This is a genomic window from Pseudomonas sp. LBUM1673, from assembly GCF_059695645.1.
In genome coordinates this window covers 5,028,398-5,049,346 of the sequence record NZ_CP166780.1, presented here as the reverse complement: position 1 = coordinate 5,049,346, position 20,949 = coordinate 5,028,398, and the positions used below count along the sequence as shown (strand labels likewise).

Here is a 20,949-nt window from a genome sequence, read left to right as displayed (position 1 = left end):
CTGGTATCGCGGGCTGCTACCGCAAATGGAATTGCAATGAACAAACACCTGTACCGAATCGTTTTCAACAAGGCCCGTGGACTGCTGATGGTCGTGGCAGAGAATGTCGCCAGCCAGGTCAAGGCGCCGGGGACCCGTTCCGGTCCGATGGCAGGCGCACCTGCTTGCATCGCGACGCTCGGGGCATTGCGTTTTGCGTTGATGACGGCGATTGGGCTGGTGTCCTTGAGCGTGGTGCCAGCCTGGGCGGGCACCATCGTAGCCGACCCCGGAGCCCCGGCCGATCAGCGGCCGATGGTGACCGAAAGTGCCAACGGTACTGCGCAGGTGAATATCCAGACCCCCAGCGCCGCCGGTGTTTCGCGTAACACCTACAACCAGTTCGACGTCGATAGCCGTGGCGCGATTCTCAACAACAGTGGGGCTAATAGCCAGACGCAACTGGGCGGCTGGATTGAGGGTAACGCTTCGCTGGCCAATGGCAGTGCGCGGGTCATCCTCAACGAAATTAACTCCAGTAATCCCAGTCAGTTGCGCGGTTATGTCGAAGTCGCAGGCCAACGCGCCGAAGTGGTGATCGCCAATCCGTCCGGCATTACCTGCAACGGTTGCGGCTTCATCAATGCTAACCGTGCGACCCTCAGCACCGGCCAGGCGCAGTTTGATAACGGTCGCATCACCGGCTACACCGTGCAGGGCGGCGCCATCAACATCGAAGGCAACGGCCTGGATGCGCGTGAGACCGACTACACAGACCTGATCGCCCGCACCGTACAGGTCAACGCTGGGGTCTGGGCCAACGACCTGAAGGTCACGGCCGGACGCAATCAGGTCAACGCCGATAACACCCAGGCCACGCCGCTGCCTGCTGCTGAAGGGGAAAAGCCAGCTGTAGCCATCGACGTTGCCAAGCTGGGCGGTATGTACGCCGGGAAAATCATGCTGGTGGGCACTGAATCTGGCGTCGGTGTGCGCAACGCCGGGCAGATCGGCGCCATGGCCGGTGAGGTGGTGATCAGCGCCGACGGCAAATTGCAAAACCAGGGCGCTATCAGCAGCGCAGCAACGACCCGAATCAACGTCGCCAGTGTTGAAAACAGCGGCACGCTTTACGCCAAAGGCGACCTGAATCTCAACAGCGCCAGTGACATCGACAACAGCGGCACCGTTGCCAGCCAGAACCACACGACGCTCACCGCTAAAACTATTCGCAGCACCAATGCCTCCAGCCTGGCGGCGGGTGTGGATGCAGACGGCAAGCTGGGCAGCAGTGGCAACCTCGCGCTACAGGCGACCACCGTCAAGGCGCAAGGCCAGAACCTCGCAGCAGGCGATGTGAGCGTTCAGGCCGCTGATCTGGACCTGAGCAGCAGTCAGACCCAAGGGCGCAACATCACCCTGACCGCCAGCACCGGCGACGCCAACCTCAGTGGCAGTAAGGTCGATGCGACTGGGGTGTTGACGGCAAATGTTGCCAAAACCCTGCGAACCGATACGGCCAAGTTCAACGCCGACAACCTGCAACTGAGCGCCCGTGACCTCTCCAACATCGGCGGTGAATGGGTGCAGACCGGCACCGCAGACACCTTGATCAAGGCCAGCGCCACCCTCGACAACCGCGACGGGCGAATTGCCTCCAATGCCAACAACCTGAAGCTCAGCGCCAGCCGCTTCGACAACAGCAAAGGCAAGGTCGAACACGCAGGCAAAGGCACCCTGGACATCCAGGCCACCCGGCTGGACGGCAGTCGAGGCAGCCTGGCGAGCAACGGAACGTTGACGATCAAGGCCACCGATGTGGTGGTCGATGACGGCCTGACCCAAGGCCAGCAGATCACCCTCGATACCACGACCTTGTCCAACCAGCGCGGGCGTATTCTCCAAACCGGCGCTCAGCCGTTGCAGATCACCGCCCGCCAGCGTTTCGACAATCAGAACGGACACGTCAGCAACCCCGGCGCCGTGGTCCTCGATGTCGGCACGCTGAACAACCAGAACGGTAAAGTCCTGGCTACTGATCGCGGGGCACTGACGGTCACCGCCAGCAAGCTGATCGACAACAGCAGCGGAACCTTGGCAGCCAGTGGTACGGCGCGGGTGAGCGGCGAGCGCTTGGACAACATCCAAGGCACCGTGAGTGCAGGCGGTGAGCTGCACGCGCAGTTCGATCAGTTGAACAACATCGGCGGCACGCTCGCGGCCACTCAACGCATGGAGATCATCGCCGGGCAGTTGAACAACAGCAACGGCGTACTGGGTTCGGTGCAGTCCGGGTTGCTGGTCACCGTGGCAGATGACGCGCTGAACAACAGCGGCGGGCGTCTGGAAGCCCAAGGTGATATCAAGCTGTCGGCCCAAGGGCTGAATAACCAAAACGGCGTGATCAGCGGCCAGGCCCTGGATCTAGACAGCCATGGCAACCTGGCGGACAACAGCCAGGGCACGCTGAATGCCCGTGCGACTCTCGATCTGCGCAGTGGTGAACTACGCAACGCTGCAGGCTTGATCCAGGCCAAAGGCAAGCTGTTCATCGACACCGGTAGCCAGGCGCTGAATAACATTCAGTCTGGCACTACCCAAGGCATCAGCGGCCAGGATGCGGTCGAAATACACAGCGCCCACCTCAACAACAGCGCCGGTTTTCTGGGCGCCAAGGGCAGTCTGCTGCTCAATGCCGTCGACCTGAGCAACGGCAGCGGTGGCCAAATCATTGGCGAGAAAACCGTACGTGTCGAAGGCGCCCGACTGGATAACCGCGGCGGCCAGTTGCAAGGCCTTGGCGACGTTAAGCTGGTGTTGGGTGAGACGCTCAACAATCAGGGCGGGCTGGTTCGCAGCGCGGGTACGCTGGACCTGAGCACCGACGTGCTCGACAACAGCGCCACCCAAGGCACTAATCAGGGCCTTGAAGGTCGCGCCATGTCCCTGGCGGTCAATACCTTTGGTAACCAGGCCGGTGCTGTACGCACTGACGAAGGGTTGTCCATTGGCGTAAGCCGGGTGCTGAACAACCAAGGCGGGCTGATTTCCTCAGGTGCCGGCCTGATCATCAGTGACCGTGACTCGGCGCAACGTCGCCAGTCGGTGAACAACCTTGACGGCACCCTGCTCGCGGGCAAACTGCTGTCGCTCAACGCGGCGTATTACGGCGGCTCCGGTCGGGCCCTGAGCCTTGGCGATCTGACCTTCAGGTTGCAAAGTGGCCTGGACCTGAGCGGGCAGATTCAGGCCAACAACAATCTTGACCTGAGCACCGCCGGGGCCCTCAACAATAACGGGCGATTGCTGGCGGGCAAAAACCTGCTGATCAGTGCGCAGACACTGAACAACGGCGTCAATGCAGAAATTAGCGCCGGCCAGGTTCGCCTGACTGTAGTCGACAGTCTGACCAACCGTGGCCTGATCGATGGCCAGCAAGTGCGTGTGCAGTCCACCTCGCTCAACAACCTGGGCACGGGGCGTCTTTACGGTGACCAACTGGCTATCGTCACCTCGACACTGACCAACCGTGATGAAAACGGCACTGCCGCGACCATTGCCGCCCGCGAGTCGCTGGACATTGGCGCCAGCACCCTGGATAACCGCGAACAATCACTGATCTTCAGTGCCGGGGACCTCGCCATCGGCGGCACGCTGAACGCCAGTGACAAGGCCCAAGGCCGTGCCCAATTGCTGACCAACGCCAGTGCGACCATCGAAGCCCTCGGCAACCTGTCGCTGAACGTGCAAAGCGTGCGCAACACCAACGAACACTTCAGCACCCGTGAGGTGGAAATCAGCCGCACCGCCCTGCAAGAGTTCCAGCGTAGCGGTTCGTCGAACCGCTATCAGCGCAACCAGATTTCCCTGAGCGACGACGAGGTCCTTCACCTGGTTACTCCTGAGGGCAAGCAAGACGACTGGAACCGTTACGACTACACCCGCGTGGTGCGGGAAACCCAGATCGCCACCTCGGCACCGGCACAGATCCTGTCTGGCGGGACGATGCAGATCAGCGCAGGCGATGTCCTCAACGACAATAGTCGCATCATTGCTGGTGGGTTGTTGCAGGCTGACATCGCCAGCCTGACCAACACCGAGCTGTCGGGCCAGCGCACCACCACCGACAGCGGCACCGCCACCCACTTCTTTCGCATCCAGCGCAAGGGCCGCGACAGTCAAGGAAGGGTCGCCACGGCTTATACGCCTGCACCCTCGATTCAGGACATCTCCCTGCAGCCGACCGTGTACGCACAAAACTCCGCCGGTAACGGAACCGGCACCCAGATTAGCGCCCGCGAAACACAGAACGTCAGCCAACAGATCGCCTCCACGGGCACTGTCAGCGCGCCCGCCGACAGGATCTACCTGGTGGCGCCTATCGTTCAGGTCGCCGCTCAAACCACACTGAACACCAAAGGCGTTGCCGAGCAGATTCGCAGCGGTGGGCTGTCCCTGGCATTGCCGAACAATAGCTTGTTCAGCACTATCCCTCAGAGCACCAGCCATTACTTGATCGAAACCGACCCGCGCTTTGCCAGCTACCGCACTTGGCTGTCTTCGGATTACATGCTGCAACGCCTGCAAGTCGACCCGGCCCTGACCCAGCAACGTTTAGGTGACGGCTTCTACGAGCAGAAGCTGATTCGCGAACAGGTGGCGCAACTCACCGGCCGACGTTTCCTTGATGGCTACGCGAATGACGAAGTGCAGTACCGTGCCCTGATCGACAGCGCTGTCACCGTCGCCAGTCAGTGGCAATTGGTGCCTGGCGTGGCCCTGACCTCCGAGCAAATGGCCCAGTTGACCAGCGACATCGTTTGGCTGGTGCAAAAGCAGGTCACCCTCGCCAACGGTGAAACCCGCAATGTGTTGGTGCCGCAAGTGTACGTGCGGGTTCAAGAAGGCGACCTCAACGGCTCTGGCGCCCTGATTGCCGGGCAGCAGTTGAACCTGAACATCGCAGGCGATCTGATCAACAGCGGTAGCCTGGCCGGGCGCAGCGTCATGGCGATCACTGCGCAGAACATCGAAAACCTGGGCGGGCGCATCCAGGCCGACAAGGCATCGCTCACCGCGCGGGAGAACCTCAACAACCTCGGCGGCCTGATCGGTGCCGTGGACAGCCTGTCACTCAAGGCCGGACAAGACATCAACGTCATCTCCAGCAGTCGAGACAGCAGCAGCGCCCAAGGTACCCGTACCAACCTGTCACGGGTGGCCGGGCTGTTCGTCAGCGGCGCTCAAGGCACGATGAGTGTCCGCGCCGGTAACGACCTCAACCTCGCCGGCGCCCAGGTCGTCAACGCAGGCAGCGGCAGCAGCACATCACTGGAGGCGGGCAACAACATCAACCTGGCGACCGTGGGTGAGGCGCATCAGCAAGCGTTGACCTGGAACAGTAGCAACTGGCGCAAGGACGCCAGCCAAACCGAAGTGGGCTCTCTGGTTCAAGGCCAGGGCGACGTCCGCCTGAGTGCGGGTCAGGACCTCAACGCACGAGCCGCTCACGTGACCAGCGAGCAAGGCGCGGTGATTGCCGAGGCAAAACGCGATATTCACCTGACTGCCGGCCAGGACCACCAATTTGCCGACGAAGCGCACAAGGTCAAAGGGAGCAACGGGCTGTTCTCCAGCAAGACCACCACCACGCGCGACACCGTCAGCCAGACCCAGGCCCAAGGCTCCACCCTGAGCGGCGAACAAACATACCTGCAGGCCGGTCGCGACATTAACCTGAGCGGCAGCAATGTGGTGTCCACCACCCAGACCATTTTGGCGGCGGACAACAACATCAATATTGAGGCGGCCACCGACAGCAGCAGCGAACGCCACGACAAGTCCGTCAAAAAAAGCGGTCTGTTCAGCGGCGGTGGCATCGCCGTCACCATGGGTAGCCAGCAGCAGAGCGTCAAGGACCTCACCACACAACAGACGGCAGTGGCCAGCACCGTCGGTTCGACCACCGGCGATGTGCTGATTGAAGCGGGCAAGGGCTACCGTCAGGTGGGCAGTCAAGTGTCGGCCCCTCAAGGCGACATCGGCGTTACGGCGCAAACCATCGACATCGTTGAAGCGCGCAATACCAGCCAGCGCGAGCGTGAAACCCTGTTCAAACAAACCGGGTTCACCCTCACCGTGACGAACCCGGTGATCAGCGCGATTCAGACCTCCCAGCAAATGAAACAAGCGTCGGAGAAAACCGAAGACGGGCGTATGAAGGCACTGGCCGCTGCCACTGCCGTGCTGGCGGCCAACAACGCCGCCACCGCCGTGGCGATGGACCCGGGCTCGGCGGGCGGTATCAACATCAGCCTGTCGCTGGGTACCAAGAAGAACGAGAGCACCACCACCCATACCAGCGACAGCGCCGCCGGCTCAACCGTGACCGCGGGCAACGACATTCGCCTGCGCGCGACGGGTGCCGGTGCCGCCAGCGACATCACCGTACAAGGCAGCCAGATCAAGGCCGGACGCAATGCCAGCCTGCTGGCGGACGGTGACATCAACCTGCTGGCCGCCAGCAACACCAACAAACAGGAGACCGACAGCAAAGGCAGCAGCGCCAGCGTGGGCATCGGCTTTTCGCTGGGAGGCACCCGCAACGGTTTCACCCTGGACCTGGGCGCGACCGGCAGCCGTGGCCAGGCCGATGGTGATGAACTCACTCACACCAATACCCATGTCGAGGCGGGCAACCAATTGCTGCTGTCCTCGGGCGGTGACACAAACCTCAAAGGCGCGGTGGCGAGCGGCAAGCAGGTGGTGGCCGATGTCGGCGGCAACCTGAACATCGAGAGTCTGCAAGACACCAACACCTATGAGGTCGATGAACAGAGCCTGGGCTTCGGCATCAGCCTGTGCATTCCGCCATTCTGCTACGGCCTGAGTTCGGTCAGCGGTGCCAGCGGCAGCTTCGGCGCCACCGATATCGACTCCGACTATGCCAGCGTTACCGAACAGTCAGGCATCAAGGCCGGGGACGATGGCTTCGACATCCGCGTCGGTGGCAACACCGACCTGATCGGCGGGGTGATCGCCAGTAGCGACAAGGCCTCGCAGGACGGCAAAAATCGGCTGGTCACCGCCAGCCTCACCAGCCGCGACATCAAAAACAAAGCCGAGTACGACGCCAGTACTGTCAGCGTCGGCGGCGGTTATCGAGAAGTCGGCAAGGACCAGCAAGGCAACGCCCAGAGCGGCGCCGCGCAGACCCCGGGCACCGACCTGCCGAAGAATGAAAATGACATCGGCGTCACTATGCCGATTGCCATCAGCGCCAGCGACGACGCCAGCAGCGTCACCCGCAGCGGCATCAGTGGCGGCACCATCGTCATTACCAATGACGCCGAGCAACAAAAGCGCACCGGCCAGAGCGCCGAACAAACCGTCGCCAGCCTCAACCGCGACGTTTCCAGCGACCGCGACACCAGCAGCGCGCTCAAGCCGATTTTCGACGAAGACGAGATCCGCGCCGGTTTCGAGATTGTGGGGGCGTTCGCCAACGAAGCCGGCACCTTGCTCGCCAACAAGGCCAAGGAAGTCGACCTCAAGCGCCAACAGGCCAGCGATGCACAAGCAAAGGCCCTCGACTCCAAGGCCCAGCTGACCGACACCGAACGCCTGGCGTTACTCAACAGCGCCCAGCAGCTGAACGCAGAAGCCCGCGGCATCGCCGACAACTGGGGAGCGGGCGGCACTTACCGCCAGATCACCACTGCACTGGTGGGTGCCGCCAGCGGCAACATCAGCGGCAGCAACAGCGCGTTCGTTCAGGGGCTGGTGGTCAATTACGTGCAACAGAAGGGCGCCAGCTACATCGGCGACCTAGTGGCGGACGGCAAACTCACCGAAGGCTCACCCCTGCACGCAGCCCTGCACGGCATCGTCGCCTGCGCGGGAGCTGCGGCCAGCAGCCAGAGCTGTGGCAGCGGTGCAGCGGGCGCGGCGGCGTCGAGCCTGCTCACCGGGCTGTTCTCCGAAGCCAGCCCCAACGAAAGCGAAGCACAGCGCGAAGCCAAGCGTAACCTGATCGTCAGTTTGGTCACCGGGCTGGCCTCCACCAGCACCTCACTGGATGCCGCCACTGCCAACAGTGCGGCAGGCGCAGCGGTGGACAACAACTGGCTGGCGACCCAGCAACTGGTCCAGGCCGACAAAGAATACACAGAGGCCGTCGGTCCGGCCAAACTGCAAGTGATCGCCAAATGGGCCTTCATCAATCAAAAACAAGACGTACTGACTCGCTTCGGCGTGGGCAAAGGCTTGGTGCAGGCGGGTTGGAGCGACGTCGAGGGCCTGGCGCAATTCCTCCTGCATCCTGTTGACGGGCTCAACGGCCTCAAAGCCTTGGTCAACGACCCCGAGGCCCGCAAGCAGTTCGGCGACGACAAAGTCAATGAACTCAACGCCAAAATCGACCGCGTCAAAGACGCCCTGGAAAACGGCGGCGACGACCGCGCCGTGCAACTGGGCCAGGACATTGGCGAACTCGTCTGGGACGTCGGCAGCATCGCCACCGGCGTTGGCGGGGCGGCCAAGGGCGGCGTGGCGTTGGCGAAAACCGGGATTAAGGTGGGGACGGAAAGTCTTGAAAAGATGGCCGATATGGCCAAGCTTGAAAAAATAGCGAAAGTTGAAGCGCCGGCTACCAAACCGTTGCCTGACTGGAGCGGTGATGGACCCTCTGTTGGAAGGGGGTTAGATAGAACAGTCCCCCCGAGCACGACGACTGATTTGTTTGAAGCGTCTAGAGGTAAAGATCTCTCGACCCTGACAAACCAGCAGATTGGCGATTTGGGTGAGACTATATCCAAAACCTTCTTGCGCGATAATAACCATACTGACATCTTTGCTATCCAGAACAGCAGTGGAAATGGCATCGATATTGTCAGTCGGACACCTGATGGTCGTCTCGCTTTCACTGAGGTGAAATCATCGCGAACAGGGAGTATCGGGGGGCTTTCCAGTCGTCAAGAAAATATGACGACGTTTGTCGAGGATATTTTGACTCAGGCAGCTAGTCGCCAGGGGCGTTACCGAAATATTGACCTCGCCGACCAACAACAGGCACGCCAGATGCTCAGGGAGTTTAGGCAAGCACCTGAAAATGTGAGTGGAAATGTGATCGGTGTTGATTTAAAGGGAGAAGTATTGAGAGTCTCTCCTTGGGCACGCAATTGATGTTTTTGGGATACATGGGGACGTACTAAAATGAAAAAAATTAACAGCATACTTGAGCAGCACCGACGTTGGCTTTCCCAGTCAAAGGGCATGATGGCTCAAGAGCTTGACTATATTGATGAGGATCTTGCCAGCGACTCATTAGGCGGATTGGACGCCGTGGCTGATTCGTTGGGGATGCTGGCTACCTATTACGGTATTCAGGGCGAGGTTGCTATCAGTGACCGAGATGCCTCTGGCTGGGAGCATGTCTCTCGTTCGATGATGTACCGTTATTGGGCGCTTATGCTCAAAGCAAAGGCTTTCTCCAAAACGAGTTTTCTTCAAGGCATCAAAACTGTACCCAATTTGACTAACCAGTTGAGCATTGCTGGATGCTTGCTGGCCGGATTCATCGTGCTTGATCGTCGAGATGTAGCTTCGTCCGTAGCCGATGTGCTTGCCGGGATGCTAACCGTCAGCGGCGCCGTCGATTCTGGCTATCTTAAACAGCGTCGATTCGAACCTTTTATGCTCTGGCTTTATTCAGTCTATTCGGAAGGAGATTTGCTTCCAGAGATTAAGACAATGAATCTGGGTATTTACCAAAAAGTGATAGATGAGTGGACTAATGAGCAAGGGCTTGCTCAGGCTCTGGAAGATCTGTGTCAATATCATTTAGCCCACTCGGAAGATAACGGCGGGGCGTGGGACCCTGAATTCAAATATGCGCCTTTCGATTTGTTGCCCTTAGAAGTTCGCGCAATTTTTCAGGTTCGACAGCAGCTAGGTCTGACTTCACCTACCGTTTCGAGTGCTTTGTTATCCGCTGAAACAGCTGCGCTAGAGAACTTAGTCATCATTTCTGATCAAGTTGCTGTCCGTGTGGAGACTGCCTACGAGAATTTCTTTGGGCGGTAGAAAATGGGTCAAGCAAAAGGGGACAGATTTATTTAGTTTGCTGGCTTCGTAAATAAATCTGTCCCCTTTTCTGCCTTTTCTGTAGTCCCCTTTTCTGTAGGTGTTCTGGAAAAAGTGGGAAGCTTGTGGCTGAACCGGTTTCAATATTTAAATTATTGGAGGGGCAGTAAATGATTCGGGCACCGCTGGGGGACTCCCGCTACTGGTCGGAATGGGTCGAATATGGCGATGAATACATTGGTGAGGCGTTTGAAACTGCCAATAAAGCAGCGGGCGATCCGGATTATGCCCCTCAGTTTCTTTTTATCCTCGCAAAGAAACACTGGCACCAGATGCTGCGTCGGTATTCTGCCGGGTGTCCAGTAGCCGACCTGCCGTGTTATTTTCCTGGGTTGCTCAATGCCTGGGAAAGGGCCGAACGCCTTGGTGCGACGGTCTGGACTCAGGAGCAGCAAGTCACCCGCCATAGCTGGCGCGTTAACTACGACCATTACATCATTTGCTTTTGGCTGGTCGGATTGGGGTTAGCGTTGGAGATTCCGGATGATCAATGGAAGCGGTTGTTAGTGTTGATCGGCAACGAAGGTGAGGACGTGCTGCTTGACCGGGTGATCGCGAGTCGCAGCCCCGAGCGCAAAGCAGGTTCTGTGCTTCTTTACCCAAAACCCTATGGTCGATTGCTGGCGGCGGTGGATGCTCCGGCGGATTCGCAAGTATCGCTGCTGAATGCCTTCGTTCAGCACTGGTACAAAGAAGTGCGTACAGGCGCGAAATCCGGCTCTGACCCTCAGGCAGTCAGTTATAAACATCCTTATTGGTACATCTACGGCGATGCGAACTTTGAGGGCGGCGCGTATTTTGGCCGCTGGTGCGTGGAAGCCGTGGCGGCAGTCAAAGCTTTCGTGATGGATGATTCGCAGTGCTTGGGGCTTGAGCATTATCCGGGGGATTTATTGAGGCCTAACGGCCCGAGTACGCACCCGGTGAGGCATGAGGCTGAGCCGCCTGCAACGGTGGCTGTACAGAATAAGGTCGGGTTTTGGGCAAGGTTGTGGGGTCGTCGATAGCTTTCGGAGGCGCTCGAGGGGCGAAAGCAAGATGAGCAAAAGGGGGACAGATTTATTTAGTTTGCTAGCTTCGTAAATAAATCTGTCCCCCTTTTCGGGAGGTAAGCATGAAGTCTTTATTGTCGGACTGGTGTGCCTTCTGTGAAGGCAAGGCAGTGTTCGATAAATCTCATTTTTTGGGATTGTTGAAGGCGCACAGTAGTTCAGAGGAAATTCGGCGTATATTCAGCTATTTTCCGTTTTCGGAAGAGTTGGTTGTTAGGGCTGAGCGCGTTCTTGCCTCTGGAGATATGGAGAAGTCTCTATATCTCTTGCCAAAATGTAAAGTTGGGGAAAATGAACTGATTCAGCTAGGCCGGGAGTGGTTTAAGGAGCAAGAAAGAGTATGTGGTGTGCTTGGTGATTCCGACGTTCTCAAAATTTGCCAAAATGCCCGAGTGCTTTTTGTTGATAATCAAGACATGGACCGCTGGCTTCAACAAGATATTCCTCATTATTGGTTGTTTGATGCACTCGGGGATGCAATCAGGGGGAGCAGGGTTTCTGACACCGAGCAAATTTATGCGCTGTTTGAGGCGTTTTATGGATTGGCTGCGGATTATTATCTTGCTTGGTACATTGGGCAGCCGTTGTTTATGTTTGATATGAACTTGGAAATGTATTTTAGGTTCTGGCGAGCTGGAGGGAGATGTGCTCTCACCGAGGATGGTTTTTTAGTTGCCAACTAAAGCAGGGCAGGAAGCCGGGATGAAATATTACTTGTTACGTGAAGGTGTATGGTTTCCTGAGTGCTGGTATTTGGGTGATATAAAACACTGCAATAACTGGCTCTTTATCGATCCTCCTGCTGAGTATATGGAGCCATGTACCTACGCTCTAGAGGTTCTTGAAGAGGGCGTGAATCTGGACTTTTCCTTAGCTGGATATGCCTCCGTGCCGATTTTGAGCAAGAAAGCCTGGGATGCATTGGTTGGAGTTCCCGACGTTGATGAGCCTTATATGAATGTCGTGCTTGAGCCTGTGACGGTTGCGGGGGAGCAAGCTCAAGAAAGTTACTATGTAATGATTGTCGAGACCCAATTGGATTGTGTAAATGAATCACGCTCCGATTTCGAGATATATGAGGTTAATGATCCCGTACGGCCTGATAGAGCTGGTGACTATAGGGTTTTTCTGAACCTCGTGATCGATCCTGCCAAGGTTCAGGGAAAACACATTTTTCGTATCAAGAAGCACTTAGGGGCATTGATAGTTAGCGAGGACGTAAAGCTTCGTCTGGAGCGAGCGGGTCTCACAGGGATGCTATTCGAGGGTGTAAATGGCGAGGGCGAAGTTGTGTGCTAGTTAGTGAAAAGAGGAAGGGTTCATTTGTTTTGCTAGGTTCATAAATAAAACTTCCCACTTTTCTCTTGAGTTTATAGCTTTTAATTTTGGGGAGGGTTGTGAATATTAATATTGGTGATGCTGTTGCCGAGTTAAGAAGCGTTCGCATGCGTCTTCCAGTTGTCCAGAAACTTCCTGACGACGCTTTGGTTGGCGATTATGAGGGTGAGGTAGGTATTTCGTTTTCGGATGATTACAAATTTTTTTTAAAAGAGGTAGGTGATAGTGTTTTTAATGGCAAGGACGCGCTTCGACTAACGATAAATAGAGATAGCCCAAGGGAGCTTTTAAAGGCTGTCAATGAAGCGCGAGAGCAGGGTGTTCCTGAATCGTGGCTTCCTATTTGCGAGGATAATGGAAACTACTATTGTCTTCTTGAGGATGGCTCTGTCAGTTACTGGTCGCATGATGGAAGTTCTAGTGAAACTTGGCCAAGTCTCGCTAGCTGGATCAAGCGTGCGTGGATAGACGGCGAGTAGTTTGTATAAAAATTTTCTAAGGAAAAGGGGGTATTAATTGTTAGTGAAGAAGTGAAGCATCGTCTGGAGCGTGCAGGCGTAACCGGAATGCTCTTCTAGGGGGGTAACGGGGAGAGCAGTTGTGTGCTGATTGGCGACAACGTTGGCCACAGCATTGGACTTTGCCACCAGAGGAAGCCATACGGTGAGAGACAAGGATTTCGAGTATTTCATCAGTGTAATGGGGGAGGCGACATCTCATCGGCAAGCGCCAGACTCCCAGATTGCGAAATATCGTGGGGTGCTACCTGATGTGCTGCTTGACTACTGGCAGCACGAAGGGTGGTGTGAGTATGCCAACGGGCTTTTCTGGACAGTGAACCCAGATGACTACAAGCACCTGCTCGACATGTGGCTCTCGGGCACTGAATTTCCGCAGATAGATAATTACCACGTTATCGCAAGGAGTGCGTTTGGAACTCTTTATGCTTGGGGGAAAATACAATCAGAAAATTGTTGTTTCGTGTCCGACGGGCTCTATCGTCGCGTTGATGAACAAGTTGAAAACACCTAATAAAAATCCGGATCTTGCCATTCAGACATTTTTCGCTATGTCTGATAAGGAGCGTTATGATTTGGAAGATAATCAGGGTGAGTTTTTATTTGAGCGAGCGCTGGAAAAATTGGGTGCCCTTGACGAAAGTGAGCTCTATGGCTTTGAGCCGGCGTTGTTCGTTGGAGGGACGGCTTCGCTAGATCATTTAGTTAAGTGCAATCTAGACGTTCATTTAACGATCCTTCGACAGATGCGGTCCTGAGCGAACACGGTAAACGGGGAGCTGGCGCAAAGGGATAGATTTATTTGGTTTGCTGGCTTCGTAAATAAATCTGTCCCCTTTTCTTTCACATCCGTACCGGCACCAGGGCTGCTGACGGCTCAGTTGTACGAAATTGACGTATTGCCCTCTTTTTTACACAGCCTACGGGCAGGCCTATTCGTTGCTCTCCAGCCATGCCAATACTTTGGCCGCGCATTGATCCGGTGGAAATACTGGGTAAAACACCTGCCTGATTTTCCCGTCTTCCAATATCAGAGCCAAACGCTTATAAAACAATTGGCCGTAGGCTTGGAATGTGGGCAGGCCAAGTTTGTCTCGCAGAATAAAGTTTGAATCGTTCAAGAGTATGATGGGTAGCTTTGTTCGTTGCTTGAACTCGATCTGTTCGGCCGCACTCTGCCCGCTGACACCGAATACCTGATACCCCATCTTCTTAAACTGCTCGTAACGCTCGCCAAAGCCCAGTGACTGCAGGGTGCAACCCGGTGCTCCTGGAATAGCATCCCAGTCTGGCATGGGGTCTTTGCCAGGCACACCGGTGGCCGGATAGATATAGACTATGGCTTTCCCGGCCTGTTTAGCCAGATTCCAGAGTTTGCCCTCTGTGGACGTCAATTCGATTTCCGGCAACCGTATTCTCGGTAGATGATCACAAGCACCGTCATCCTGCGGGACAGGCAAGTCAGGAGGAAGCATATAGGGATTAGGTTGTTGGTCAGTCATGGTTGTTCCTTGCCTGCTGCAGGCTGGTTCATTACCAATGCGAATTGCCTGGTCTGTTCATTTTGTTCCAATCGATTCCGAACGTAACTCGCCGCGGCGAGAGCCCGCTCCCATGAACTGGTGGTGGCCATTTCCACCGCGTTCAATTGTACTTTCGCATGATGGGCACAGTCTTGCATTAGGCCGATGAGGGTTGTTGTATGAAGGCTGCTCAACTTAAAACAATAACGCCCGTACACTTTAATAACTGCAACAAAGCCAAGCTCGTGCAGTAAACAGAACAAAAGATAAGGTATCAGGCCGTAAGGTGCATTGTGCAGGGTCAATATGCCCTGGCGATGAACGCCAAAGCGAAGTAGCAGGTTATACAGGAAGATTTGTACAGCCTGTTCAGGCGGTAGCAGTTTTACCGCAAATCCGAAAGCATTCAAATCCGCGCGGAATTCTTCAAGATAGATAAGCGGCCACACAGCTTTTCCGCCTGGTGCGAAATAACCATCGTTCTGCTTGGTAAAAACATCATAGGCGATGAAGTGCCCGGCCTCATGCACCATATATTCATTGGCGATGGTCGTTTGCAAGTCGCTTAAATGCCCCATGGCGTGCTGATAGTCTTCAGCACAGAGCAGCGTCTGGACAAATTTTTTTCTCTGGATCCAGTTCTGCCACGACTTGAGCACATCGACAATATTTTCCAGCATGGCGTCGCTGCCGGGGGCGGGGATGAACAAGTCATGCTTGTAGAGAATGTCCGGCTCGGAGGCGAACTTGCCGCAACGTTGACTGATCAGCGCAGGCCGCAACGCCACTTGTACCTGTCCGGTCCAGAACGGATGGGCCCGTAACGCCTCATTGACACCTGTATTGCCCAGCAAACCCGGGCCGCCATACCACTCACCCTCCAGCGCCGATGTGGCATAGTCACGCCGGCTTTGTACGCGGTACTGCCCACAGAGCGAGAAGTGCGACATCGCTGACCCCGTCCTATATCTGTAACAACCTGTGCGGCATCAGATCACGGCTGCCAAGCCAGCGCACTATCAGTTCGTCCAGCTGGCGCAGCGCTGTTAATGGTAAACGGCAGCTTGAGCTGTTCACTACGCAGCCGCGGAGTGCCTGCTCGATGCAGGTTCTCACTGTGGCAGTCAACTTGAACCGGGTGAGTCGTTCACCTAGCAGGCTAGTCAGCATCAACCAAGTGGCGGGGCAGTTGGCGGCTTCCAGCAAGTGGTTGGTGATGGCCACCGACCATGGATTGAGCGGATCGTCGGATTCGTTTGGCTTGTCATGTCGGGAGAAAGCTTTAGCAGCTCCTCCGCAGGCGATGATCTGATCGTGGTCGCGAGCAAAGCCGAGCGCCCGAAAAGCACTCTTGCATAATCCGTCGACTAGAAAAGCCTGATCGGCATCGCGCAAGCGGGCAGTCTGGGGAAACTTTTCCGTGTCGAGATGGCTGACCAGCGCTTCCCACAAGTCAGGGAGATTGCCTGCTGCATTCTGTTCAACCGGTAGCCGGAGGTATATTTCATCGCCGTGCTGCTCCTGCTGAATGTCGTCCAGGCTACAACACAGAAAATAGTAGCCGAGCCAGGCATTGCGCAATGCGCGCTCCAATACAGCTGCTTCCACTTCGGCAGCGGAGTCCAATAATTGACCAAGCCCCTCGGCATGACCATGGTTGACGTCTATCTGGATATGTTGTTTCCAGGTATTGAATAAACCTTTGATGTCGTATTGATCCTCTACGACTTGATAGAAATCGTTGCTGGCGCTGGCGAAAGCGATGCTCGACTCTTGAAAATAGGCGATCAATAAATGTCCTAAAGGATCGGTTTCTGCGACTTGCAGGCAGTGCTCTTCAAATGCCAGCGAACCAGGCAGGGGCACATAGGATTTCACATCGGCCAGACTTACGCCTTGCAGTAAGGGCGTATCCAGAGAGTAGAACGCATCGCAGTGCCAATATTCTTCCAGTGCATCCTGTTGAAAGAATTGAGTCGAGATTTTGTCTTTCCCCAAGGCCGCCATTCGGGCCGCTACAATGCCAGCGGCGCGCGAGATGTGATAGTTGTGTATTAACCAGGCCAATAATACATTGCGATTGGACTTTCCGGTTCTTATTTGTTCCCAGGCGAGATGGGCATAATAGGTCGCGTACCATTCGGAACGGAGCGGATCAAACAGCGCTTTTATTTCTTTAAGAGAGTAATGCGTTTTTTCAATCGATGTGAAACAGCCCTGTGCGCTGAGCAGGTTTACCAGCGGATTGGCCATCGGACTCTCCAGTGCCTGGGCACGAGATATACGCCGATTAAGCAGATCGTTTATCACGGGTTGAGCGTTCACCCAGCTTACAGGAAGCTCCACTTCCCACAGTGCATAGGCAATCGTTGCCTTGTCGTTCGAGAACACCACAGAGACGTTATCTTTTAAGCGTTCGCTGATAATGCCGATGGCTTCCTTGCTATGCATGACCTTTAACCCTTTGGCTTCTTGTTCGCTGCACTCCCTTGCACAAGTTACAAGCACTTGTGCAAGGACACTTGGGTTAGCGCACGATGACTGATGCTGCCTTGGTTATGACTCGAACTTCAGTTCCTTTCGGTAGCTCCAGGATATCCAGTAGCTGATGGATTCTTTCCGGATTGTCGTGCAGAGATGTCAGATTGCCTTTCAGGATTACGGGAGTATCCGATTGTTTCGAGAGGATCTGAAGTTCTGTTTCCGTATTTTCCGCATTGTATTTTCCTGACATGACTTTGTTCCTTCTAGCAGGTCATTGGAAATAATATGCGCACAGGGATGGCTCTGCTCCTTGAGCGCCTTGGCATCAATCATGAGTGCGCGCCTGAAAGGAGCGTATCCATATGATGTAATGAAAAACGATAGTTCTGTTTCATGGATTTTCCATTCGTGCCTGATGATCATGAGCCCCTCCTGACCAACGGCGGTATCTGTCCGTTCTCTTCCGGTCGTGGCGTGTATGGTCGAGTCGGAGGCAAGCGGTGGGCAGCACGAACGCAATTGAGTGGTCAGTGGCGATGCAAACAGGTGGTCAGATGGATGCGATTACGCACGGTGTAAGCCCGGGCAGCTTAAAGGGCAGATTCGCATGTCAGCGGATTTTGATCGGGCTCTTCAAGAGTTCATCGAATAGGTTTTCGCGATTCTAGCGATTGCGGGAGGGGTTTGGTTTTGCGAGGGCTTCGCCCTCGGACGTAGCCTTCGGCAACTGCTGCGAGGGGCGTGCGTTCTTTTCCCAAACTAAAAAGCCCTGAACAAGTCAGGGCTTTTTGGTTTTTGCGATTTTTCCGATTCAGCTCGTGACCGGCAAATCGTGGCTAGCTCCGGGCATCAATCCCAGCTCAATGCCCCACCAGTCTGATACTCAATAACTCTCGTCTCAAAGAAATTCTTCTCTTTCTTCAAGTCCATAATCTCGCTCATCCAAGGGAACGGGTTGGTCGTCCCTGGGTATTCTTCTTTCAGACCGATCTGCGACAGGCGACGGTTGGCGATGAACTTGAGGTAGTCCTCCATCATCGCCGCATTCATGCCCAACACGCCGCGAGGCATGGTGTCCCGCGCGTATTCGATCTCCAGCTGAGTGCCCTGCAGAATCATCTGCGAAGCCTCTTCCTTCATCTCGGCATCCCACAAGTGCGGGTTTTCGATTTTGATCTGGTTGATCACGTCGATGCCGAAGTTCAGGTGCATGGATTCGTCGCGCAGGATGTACTGGAACTGCTCGGCGACGCCGGTCATTTTGTTGCGGCGGCCCATGGAGAGGATCTGGGTGAAGCCGCAGTAGAAGAAGATGCCTTCCAGAACGCAGTAGTAAGCGATCAGGTTGCGCAGCAGCTCTTTGTCGGTTTCGACGGTGCCGGTTTCGAACTTCGGATCGGAGATCGAACGGGTGTATTTCAGGCCCCAGGTGGCTTTTTTCGCGACCGATGGGATCTCGTGGTACATGTTGAAGATCTCGCCTTCATCCATGGCCAGCGATTCGATGCAGTACTGGTAGGCGTGGGTGTGGATCGCCTCTTCGAAGGCCTGGCGCAGGATGTACTGGCGGCATTCCGGGTTGGTGATCAGGCGGTACACGGCCAGGACCAGGTTGTTGGCAACCAGGGAGTCGGCGGTGGAGAAGAAGCCGAGGTTGCGCATCACGATGCGGCGCTCGTCGTCGGTCAGGCCTTCCGGGTTTTTCCAGAGGGCGATGTCGGCGGTCATGTTGACTTCTTGCGGCATCCAGTGGTTTGCGCAGCCGTCCAGGTACTTCTGCCAGGCCCAGTCGTATTTGAATGGGACGAGCTGGTTGAGGTCGGCGCGGCAGTTGATCATGCGCTTTTCATCGACAGCAACACGGGCCGAGGCGCCTTCCAGTTCGGCGAGGCCTTCGGCGACGTCGAGGGAATCCAGGGCAGCCTTGGCGCGGGCGATCGCGGCGGAGTCGGTCGCGGTCACGGCGCGGGCTTCTTGAGCGGCGGCACCACCGGCGCTGTCGAGGCGGTCCATGTTGGCTTCAGAAGCGTGGCCGGCGTTGGCGCCTTTTACAGCGACTTCGCCGTCATCTTCTTTGTCGAATTCGTCCCAGCTCAGCATGACGTGTCGTCTCCTGCGTGAGGGCCAGTTGCCCGTGTGAAAACTGATAGGTTGGTTTTTCACACGGCCGTTTCTGGCCGCGTTGGATCTAAAGGAAATCGTTTTTTGCCGTAGTACAACGCAGGCAATAAACAGAATTTTGTACGGGTGTTCCGAAGCCACTGATGGGCGCAGAGAACGTGAGCTGTTTCTGCGTGGGCTTCAGACTGGCTTTTCACCCCTGTAAGGGAATATTGCAGGCCCGTTTAAGTCCGCATTATAAGGAAATTTTCAGCCCCGTGGTGCGGCGAAATGGCACCCGGAGCGGTCGGCGAGGGGCGTTTTCAGGTTGGAGCGAGGGTTTACAGGGCTTTGGCGGAGGAAGTTTTTTTTTCGCCGGTTTCGGCTGGTTTTTGACGGTGAGGTCAGGGTGCTCGCGTCGTTACGGTCTGCTGATGTGTCCCAAACCGGATGGGACGGGGCTTTCAGGGGAGGAGAGGGGATTTTGTGGGCGAGATTGTGTGCAGTTTTTGGCTGAAAATGTGCTTGAAATTCGCTGCTCAAAAAACAACCAAAAAATGGCGTTTTTCACTACATGTTGTGGTTTTGGTTGATTTTCAACCACTTCAGACACAACTAAGCCCGACCGAAGTCGGGCTCTAATGTCGCGTTCAGCCATTAGCTGAAACGAGCTGCGCCTACATGGTCAGAACCATCGGCAGCGACTTTGGCGGCATCAGTACGATCGAAGCCATCGGCAGCGACTTTGGCGGCATCAGTACGATCGAAGCCATCGGCAGCGACTTTGGCGGCATCAGTACGATCGAAGCCATCGGCAGCGACTTTGGCGGCATCAGTGCGATCAAAGCCGTCAGCAGCGAAAGAGGCAGCACCTGTGTGGTCATAACCGTCAGAAGCGACAGCCGCTTCATTTGTGAAAGCAGGCGAGCCAGTGCGGTCGTAGCCATCGGCGGCGAAGGTGTTAGCGGCCAGGACGGAAAGGGTCAGGGCGAGGATCAGTTTGGTTTTCATGGTAGTGGCTCCAGGTTTGTTGGCGTTTTGTGCCTTGGGTGTGGAATTCATACTACGCCAGATATTTTGATTAAAAAGCGCAAATAAATGCTTTAAATAATCGTATTTATCGATATTAACGCCCTGGGCTCATCTGCTTTTAATGCGGGCGGATGGGTCGAGCTTTGGTAGATAGAGGTGGGCGGATCAGCCGTTAGAGCAGCCGTTACCCATGACGCTGTAGCGCAGAATGTGCCGCTGACCTTTGGAGTCGTCGTATTCCATTTTGGCCGGAACCACTTCGCAGACATTCGGGATTTCGCTCATCGATACAACTTTGGCGATGTCCAGGTGGGTGGAGTAGGTGTATTCCTCAATGGCGGGTTGTTTTTGTGCGACATCAGTCGGGGCCTCATCCGCCATGGCGGTTGCGCACAGACTGCTGAGGGCCAGAACCAATAAAGCTTTCATTTCAAATTTACCTTTCTGAGGTCGAATGGGATCGCGCAATCTTTTTGGGATGGCGTGTGGAGCTTTAATAAAGAGTCTTGGATTAACTGCCTTCGTGGGGGCTGCAACTGGGCTAATCACGTTGCCTTGTTGGCGAGGCTGATTTTAGGCCTGAGGGGGGGCGTGCATATAGCCGTGCTTTTGATAAACACCTTTGGCAGATTTGGTAACAATCCCCGAAAAGCTACGGCACTTAATTTACTGCGACGCACGATCTGTAGCAGCTGGCGAAGCCTGCGTTCGGCTGCGCAGCAGTCGCAATTCGGTATACGCGATTTGCCAGACATACCGCATTTGCTGAATTTACGACTG

At 55.6% G+C, this 20,949-nt stretch carries 16 protein-coding genes; 9 read left to right on the top strand and 7 right to left on the bottom strand.

Features of this window, described 5'->3' with window-relative positions; translation table 11 throughout:
• Nucleotides 1-36 precede the first annotated feature (36 nt).
• The 8 genes from ACA044_RS23195 (at nt 37) to ACA044_RS23160 (ending at nt 13,788) form a co-directional block, all read left to right on the top strand.
• A complete protein-coding gene (locus tag ACA044_RS23195; protein WP_497443447.1) occupies nt 37-9,162 on the top strand; it encodes a hemagglutinin repeat-containing protein in 9,126 nt (3,041 codons plus the stop codon).
• A gap of 30 nt (nt 9,163-9,192) precedes the next feature.
• The gene (locus ACA044_RS23190; protein ID WP_497443446.1) at nt 9,193-10,062 is read left to right on the top strand and encodes a hypothetical protein; all 870 of its coding nucleotides are present in this window, start codon (nt 9,193-9,195) and stop codon (nt 10,060-10,062) included.
• 170 nt (nt 10,063-10,232) lie between these two features.
• On the top strand, nt 10,233-11,129 hold the full coding sequence (locus tag ACA044_RS23185) for a PoNe immunity protein domain-containing protein (RefSeq protein WP_497443445.1): 897 nt from the start codon (nt 10,233-10,235) through the stop codon (nt 11,127-11,129).
• Between the two features lie 107 nt (nt 11,130-11,236).
• Entirely contained in the window at nt 11,237-11,857 is a 621-nt protein-coding gene (locus ACA044_RS23180) for a hypothetical protein (protein WP_497443444.1), read from the top strand.
• Between the two features lie 19 nt (nt 11,858-11,876).
• Entirely contained in the window at nt 11,877-12,473 is a 597-nt protein-coding gene (locus ACA044_RS23175) for an imm11 family protein (protein WP_497443443.1), read from the top strand.
• Between the two features lie 98 nt (nt 12,474-12,571).
• The gene (locus ACA044_RS23170; protein WP_497443442.1) at nt 12,572-12,991 is read left to right on the top strand and encodes an SMI1/KNR4 family protein; all 420 of its coding nucleotides are present in this window, start codon (nt 12,572-12,574) and stop codon (nt 12,989-12,991) included.
• 184 nt (nt 12,992-13,175) lie between these two features.
• The gene (locus tag ACA044_RS23165; protein ID WP_497443441.1) at nt 13,176-13,544 is read left to right on the top strand and encodes a GAD-like domain-containing protein; all 369 of its coding nucleotides are present in this window, start codon (nt 13,176-13,178) and stop codon (nt 13,542-13,544) included.
• On the top strand, nt 13,522-13,788 hold the full coding sequence (locus tag ACA044_RS23160) for a T6SS immunity protein Tdi1 domain-containing protein (RefSeq protein ID WP_497443440.1): 267 nt from the start codon (nt 13,522-13,524) through the stop codon (nt 13,786-13,788). Before ACA044_RS23165 ends, ACA044_RS23160 begins: the two co-directional genes overlap by 23 nt.
• A 174-nt stretch (nt 13,789-13,962) precedes the next feature.
• Here ACA044_RS23160 and ACA044_RS23155 read toward each other — a convergent pair whose 3' ends face one another.
• From ACA044_RS23155 to ACA044_RS23135, 5 genes are all read right to left on the bottom strand, one after another.
• Nucleotides 13,963-14,532 (bottom strand): peroxiredoxin, encoded by a 570-nt coding sequence (locus ACA044_RS23155; RefSeq protein ID WP_497443439.1) that lies wholly within the window; start codon nt 14,530-14,532, stop codon nt 13,963-13,965.
• A complete protein-coding gene (locus ACA044_RS23150) occupies nt 14,529-15,503 on the bottom strand; it encodes a hypothetical protein (RefSeq protein WP_497443438.1) in 975 nt (324 codons plus the stop codon). The genes ACA044_RS23155 and ACA044_RS23150 overlap by 4 nt, the downstream gene beginning before the upstream one ends.
• Nucleotides 15,504-15,516: 13 nt before the next feature.
• Nucleotides 15,517-17,004, bottom strand: a complete 1,488-nt coding sequence (locus ACA044_RS23145) for a hypothetical protein (RefSeq protein ID WP_497443437.1) — start codon at nt 17,002-17,004, stop codon at nt 15,517-15,519.
• 76 nt (nt 17,005-17,080) lie between these two features.
• A complete protein-coding gene (locus ACA044_RS23140) occupies nt 17,081-17,287 on the bottom strand; it encodes a hypothetical protein (RefSeq protein ID WP_497443436.1) in 207 nt (68 codons plus the stop codon).
• Between the two features lie 599 nt (nt 17,288-17,886).
• Complete coding sequence (locus ACA044_RS23135) at nt 17,887-19,137, bottom strand: ribonucleotide-diphosphate reductase subunit beta (protein WP_007934889.1); 1,251 nt, start codon at nt 19,135-19,137, stop codon at nt 17,887-17,889.
• A gap of 164 nt (nt 19,138-19,301) precedes the next feature.
• On the opposite strand from ACA044_RS23135, the gene ACA044_RS23130 reads away from it, so the two are divergent.
• The gene (locus ACA044_RS23130) at nt 19,302-19,730 is read left to right on the top strand and encodes a hypothetical protein (protein WP_497443435.1); all 429 of its coding nucleotides are present in this window, start codon (nt 19,302-19,304) and stop codon (nt 19,728-19,730) included.
• Nucleotides 19,731-19,794: 64 nt separating this feature from the next.
• Here the strand turns inward: ACA044_RS23130 and ACA044_RS23125 are convergent, their stop codons facing one another.
• Nucleotides 19,795-20,148, bottom strand: coding sequence for a hypothetical protein (locus tag ACA044_RS23125; RefSeq protein WP_497443434.1), 354 nt, complete (start codon nt 20,146-20,148; stop codon nt 19,795-19,797).
• Nucleotides 20,149-20,334: 186 nt separating this feature from the next.
• Entirely contained in the window at nt 20,335-20,598 is a 264-nt protein-coding gene (locus tag ACA044_RS23120; protein ID WP_497443433.1) for a DUF2790 domain-containing protein, read from the bottom strand.
• Between the last annotated feature and the right edge of the window lie 351 nt (nt 20,599-20,949).

Coding starts and splice junctions, on each gene's coding strand:
- ACA044_RS23190 (WP_497443446.1), top strand. CDS start 9,193: ATGAAAAAAATTAACAGCATACTTGAGCAGCACCGACGTTGGCTTTCC.
- ACA044_RS23175 (WP_497443443.1), top strand. CDS start 11,877: ATGAAATATTACTTGTTACGTGAAGGTGTATGGTTTCCTGAGTGCTGG.
- ACA044_RS23135 (WP_007934889.1), bottom strand. CDS start 19,137: ATGCTGAGCTGGGACGAATTCGACAAAGAAGATGACGGCGAAGTCGCT.
- ACA044_RS23160 (WP_497443440.1), top strand. CDS start 13,522: ATGAACAAGTTGAAAACACCTAATAAAAATCCGGATCTTGCCATTCAG.
- ACA044_RS23125 (WP_497443434.1), bottom strand. CDS start 20,148: ATGAAAACCAAACTGATCCTCGCCCTGACCCTTTCCGTCCTGGCCGCT.
- ACA044_RS23150 (WP_497443438.1), bottom strand. CDS start 15,503: ATGTCGCACTTCTCGCTCTGTGGGCAGTACCGCGTACAAAGCCGGCGT.
- ACA044_RS23195 (WP_497443447.1), top strand. CDS start 37: ATGAACAAACACCTGTACCGAATCGTTTTCAACAAGGCCCGTGGACTG.
- ACA044_RS23145 (WP_497443437.1), bottom strand. CDS start 17,004: ATGCATAGCAAGGAAGCCATCGGCATTATCAGCGAACGCTTAAAAGAT.
- ACA044_RS23120 (WP_497443433.1), bottom strand. CDS start 20,598: ATGAAAGCTTTATTGGTTCTGGCCCTCAGCAGTCTGTGCGCAACCGCC.
- ACA044_RS23130 (WP_497443435.1), top strand. CDS start 19,302: ATGGGCGCAGAGAACGTGAGCTGTTTCTGCGTGGGCTTCAGACTGGCT.
- ACA044_RS23155 (WP_497443439.1), bottom strand. CDS start 14,532: ATGACTGACCAACAACCTAATCCCTATATGCTTCCTCCTGACTTGCCT.
- ACA044_RS23180 (WP_497443444.1), top strand. CDS start 11,237: ATGAAGTCTTTATTGTCGGACTGGTGTGCCTTCTGTGAAGGCAAGGCA.
- ACA044_RS23185 (WP_497443445.1), top strand. CDS start 10,233: ATGATTCGGGCACCGCTGGGGGACTCCCGCTACTGGTCGGAATGGGTC.
- ACA044_RS23140 (WP_497443436.1), bottom strand. CDS start 17,287: ATGTCAGGAAAATACAATGCGGAAAATACGGAAACAGAACTTCAGATC.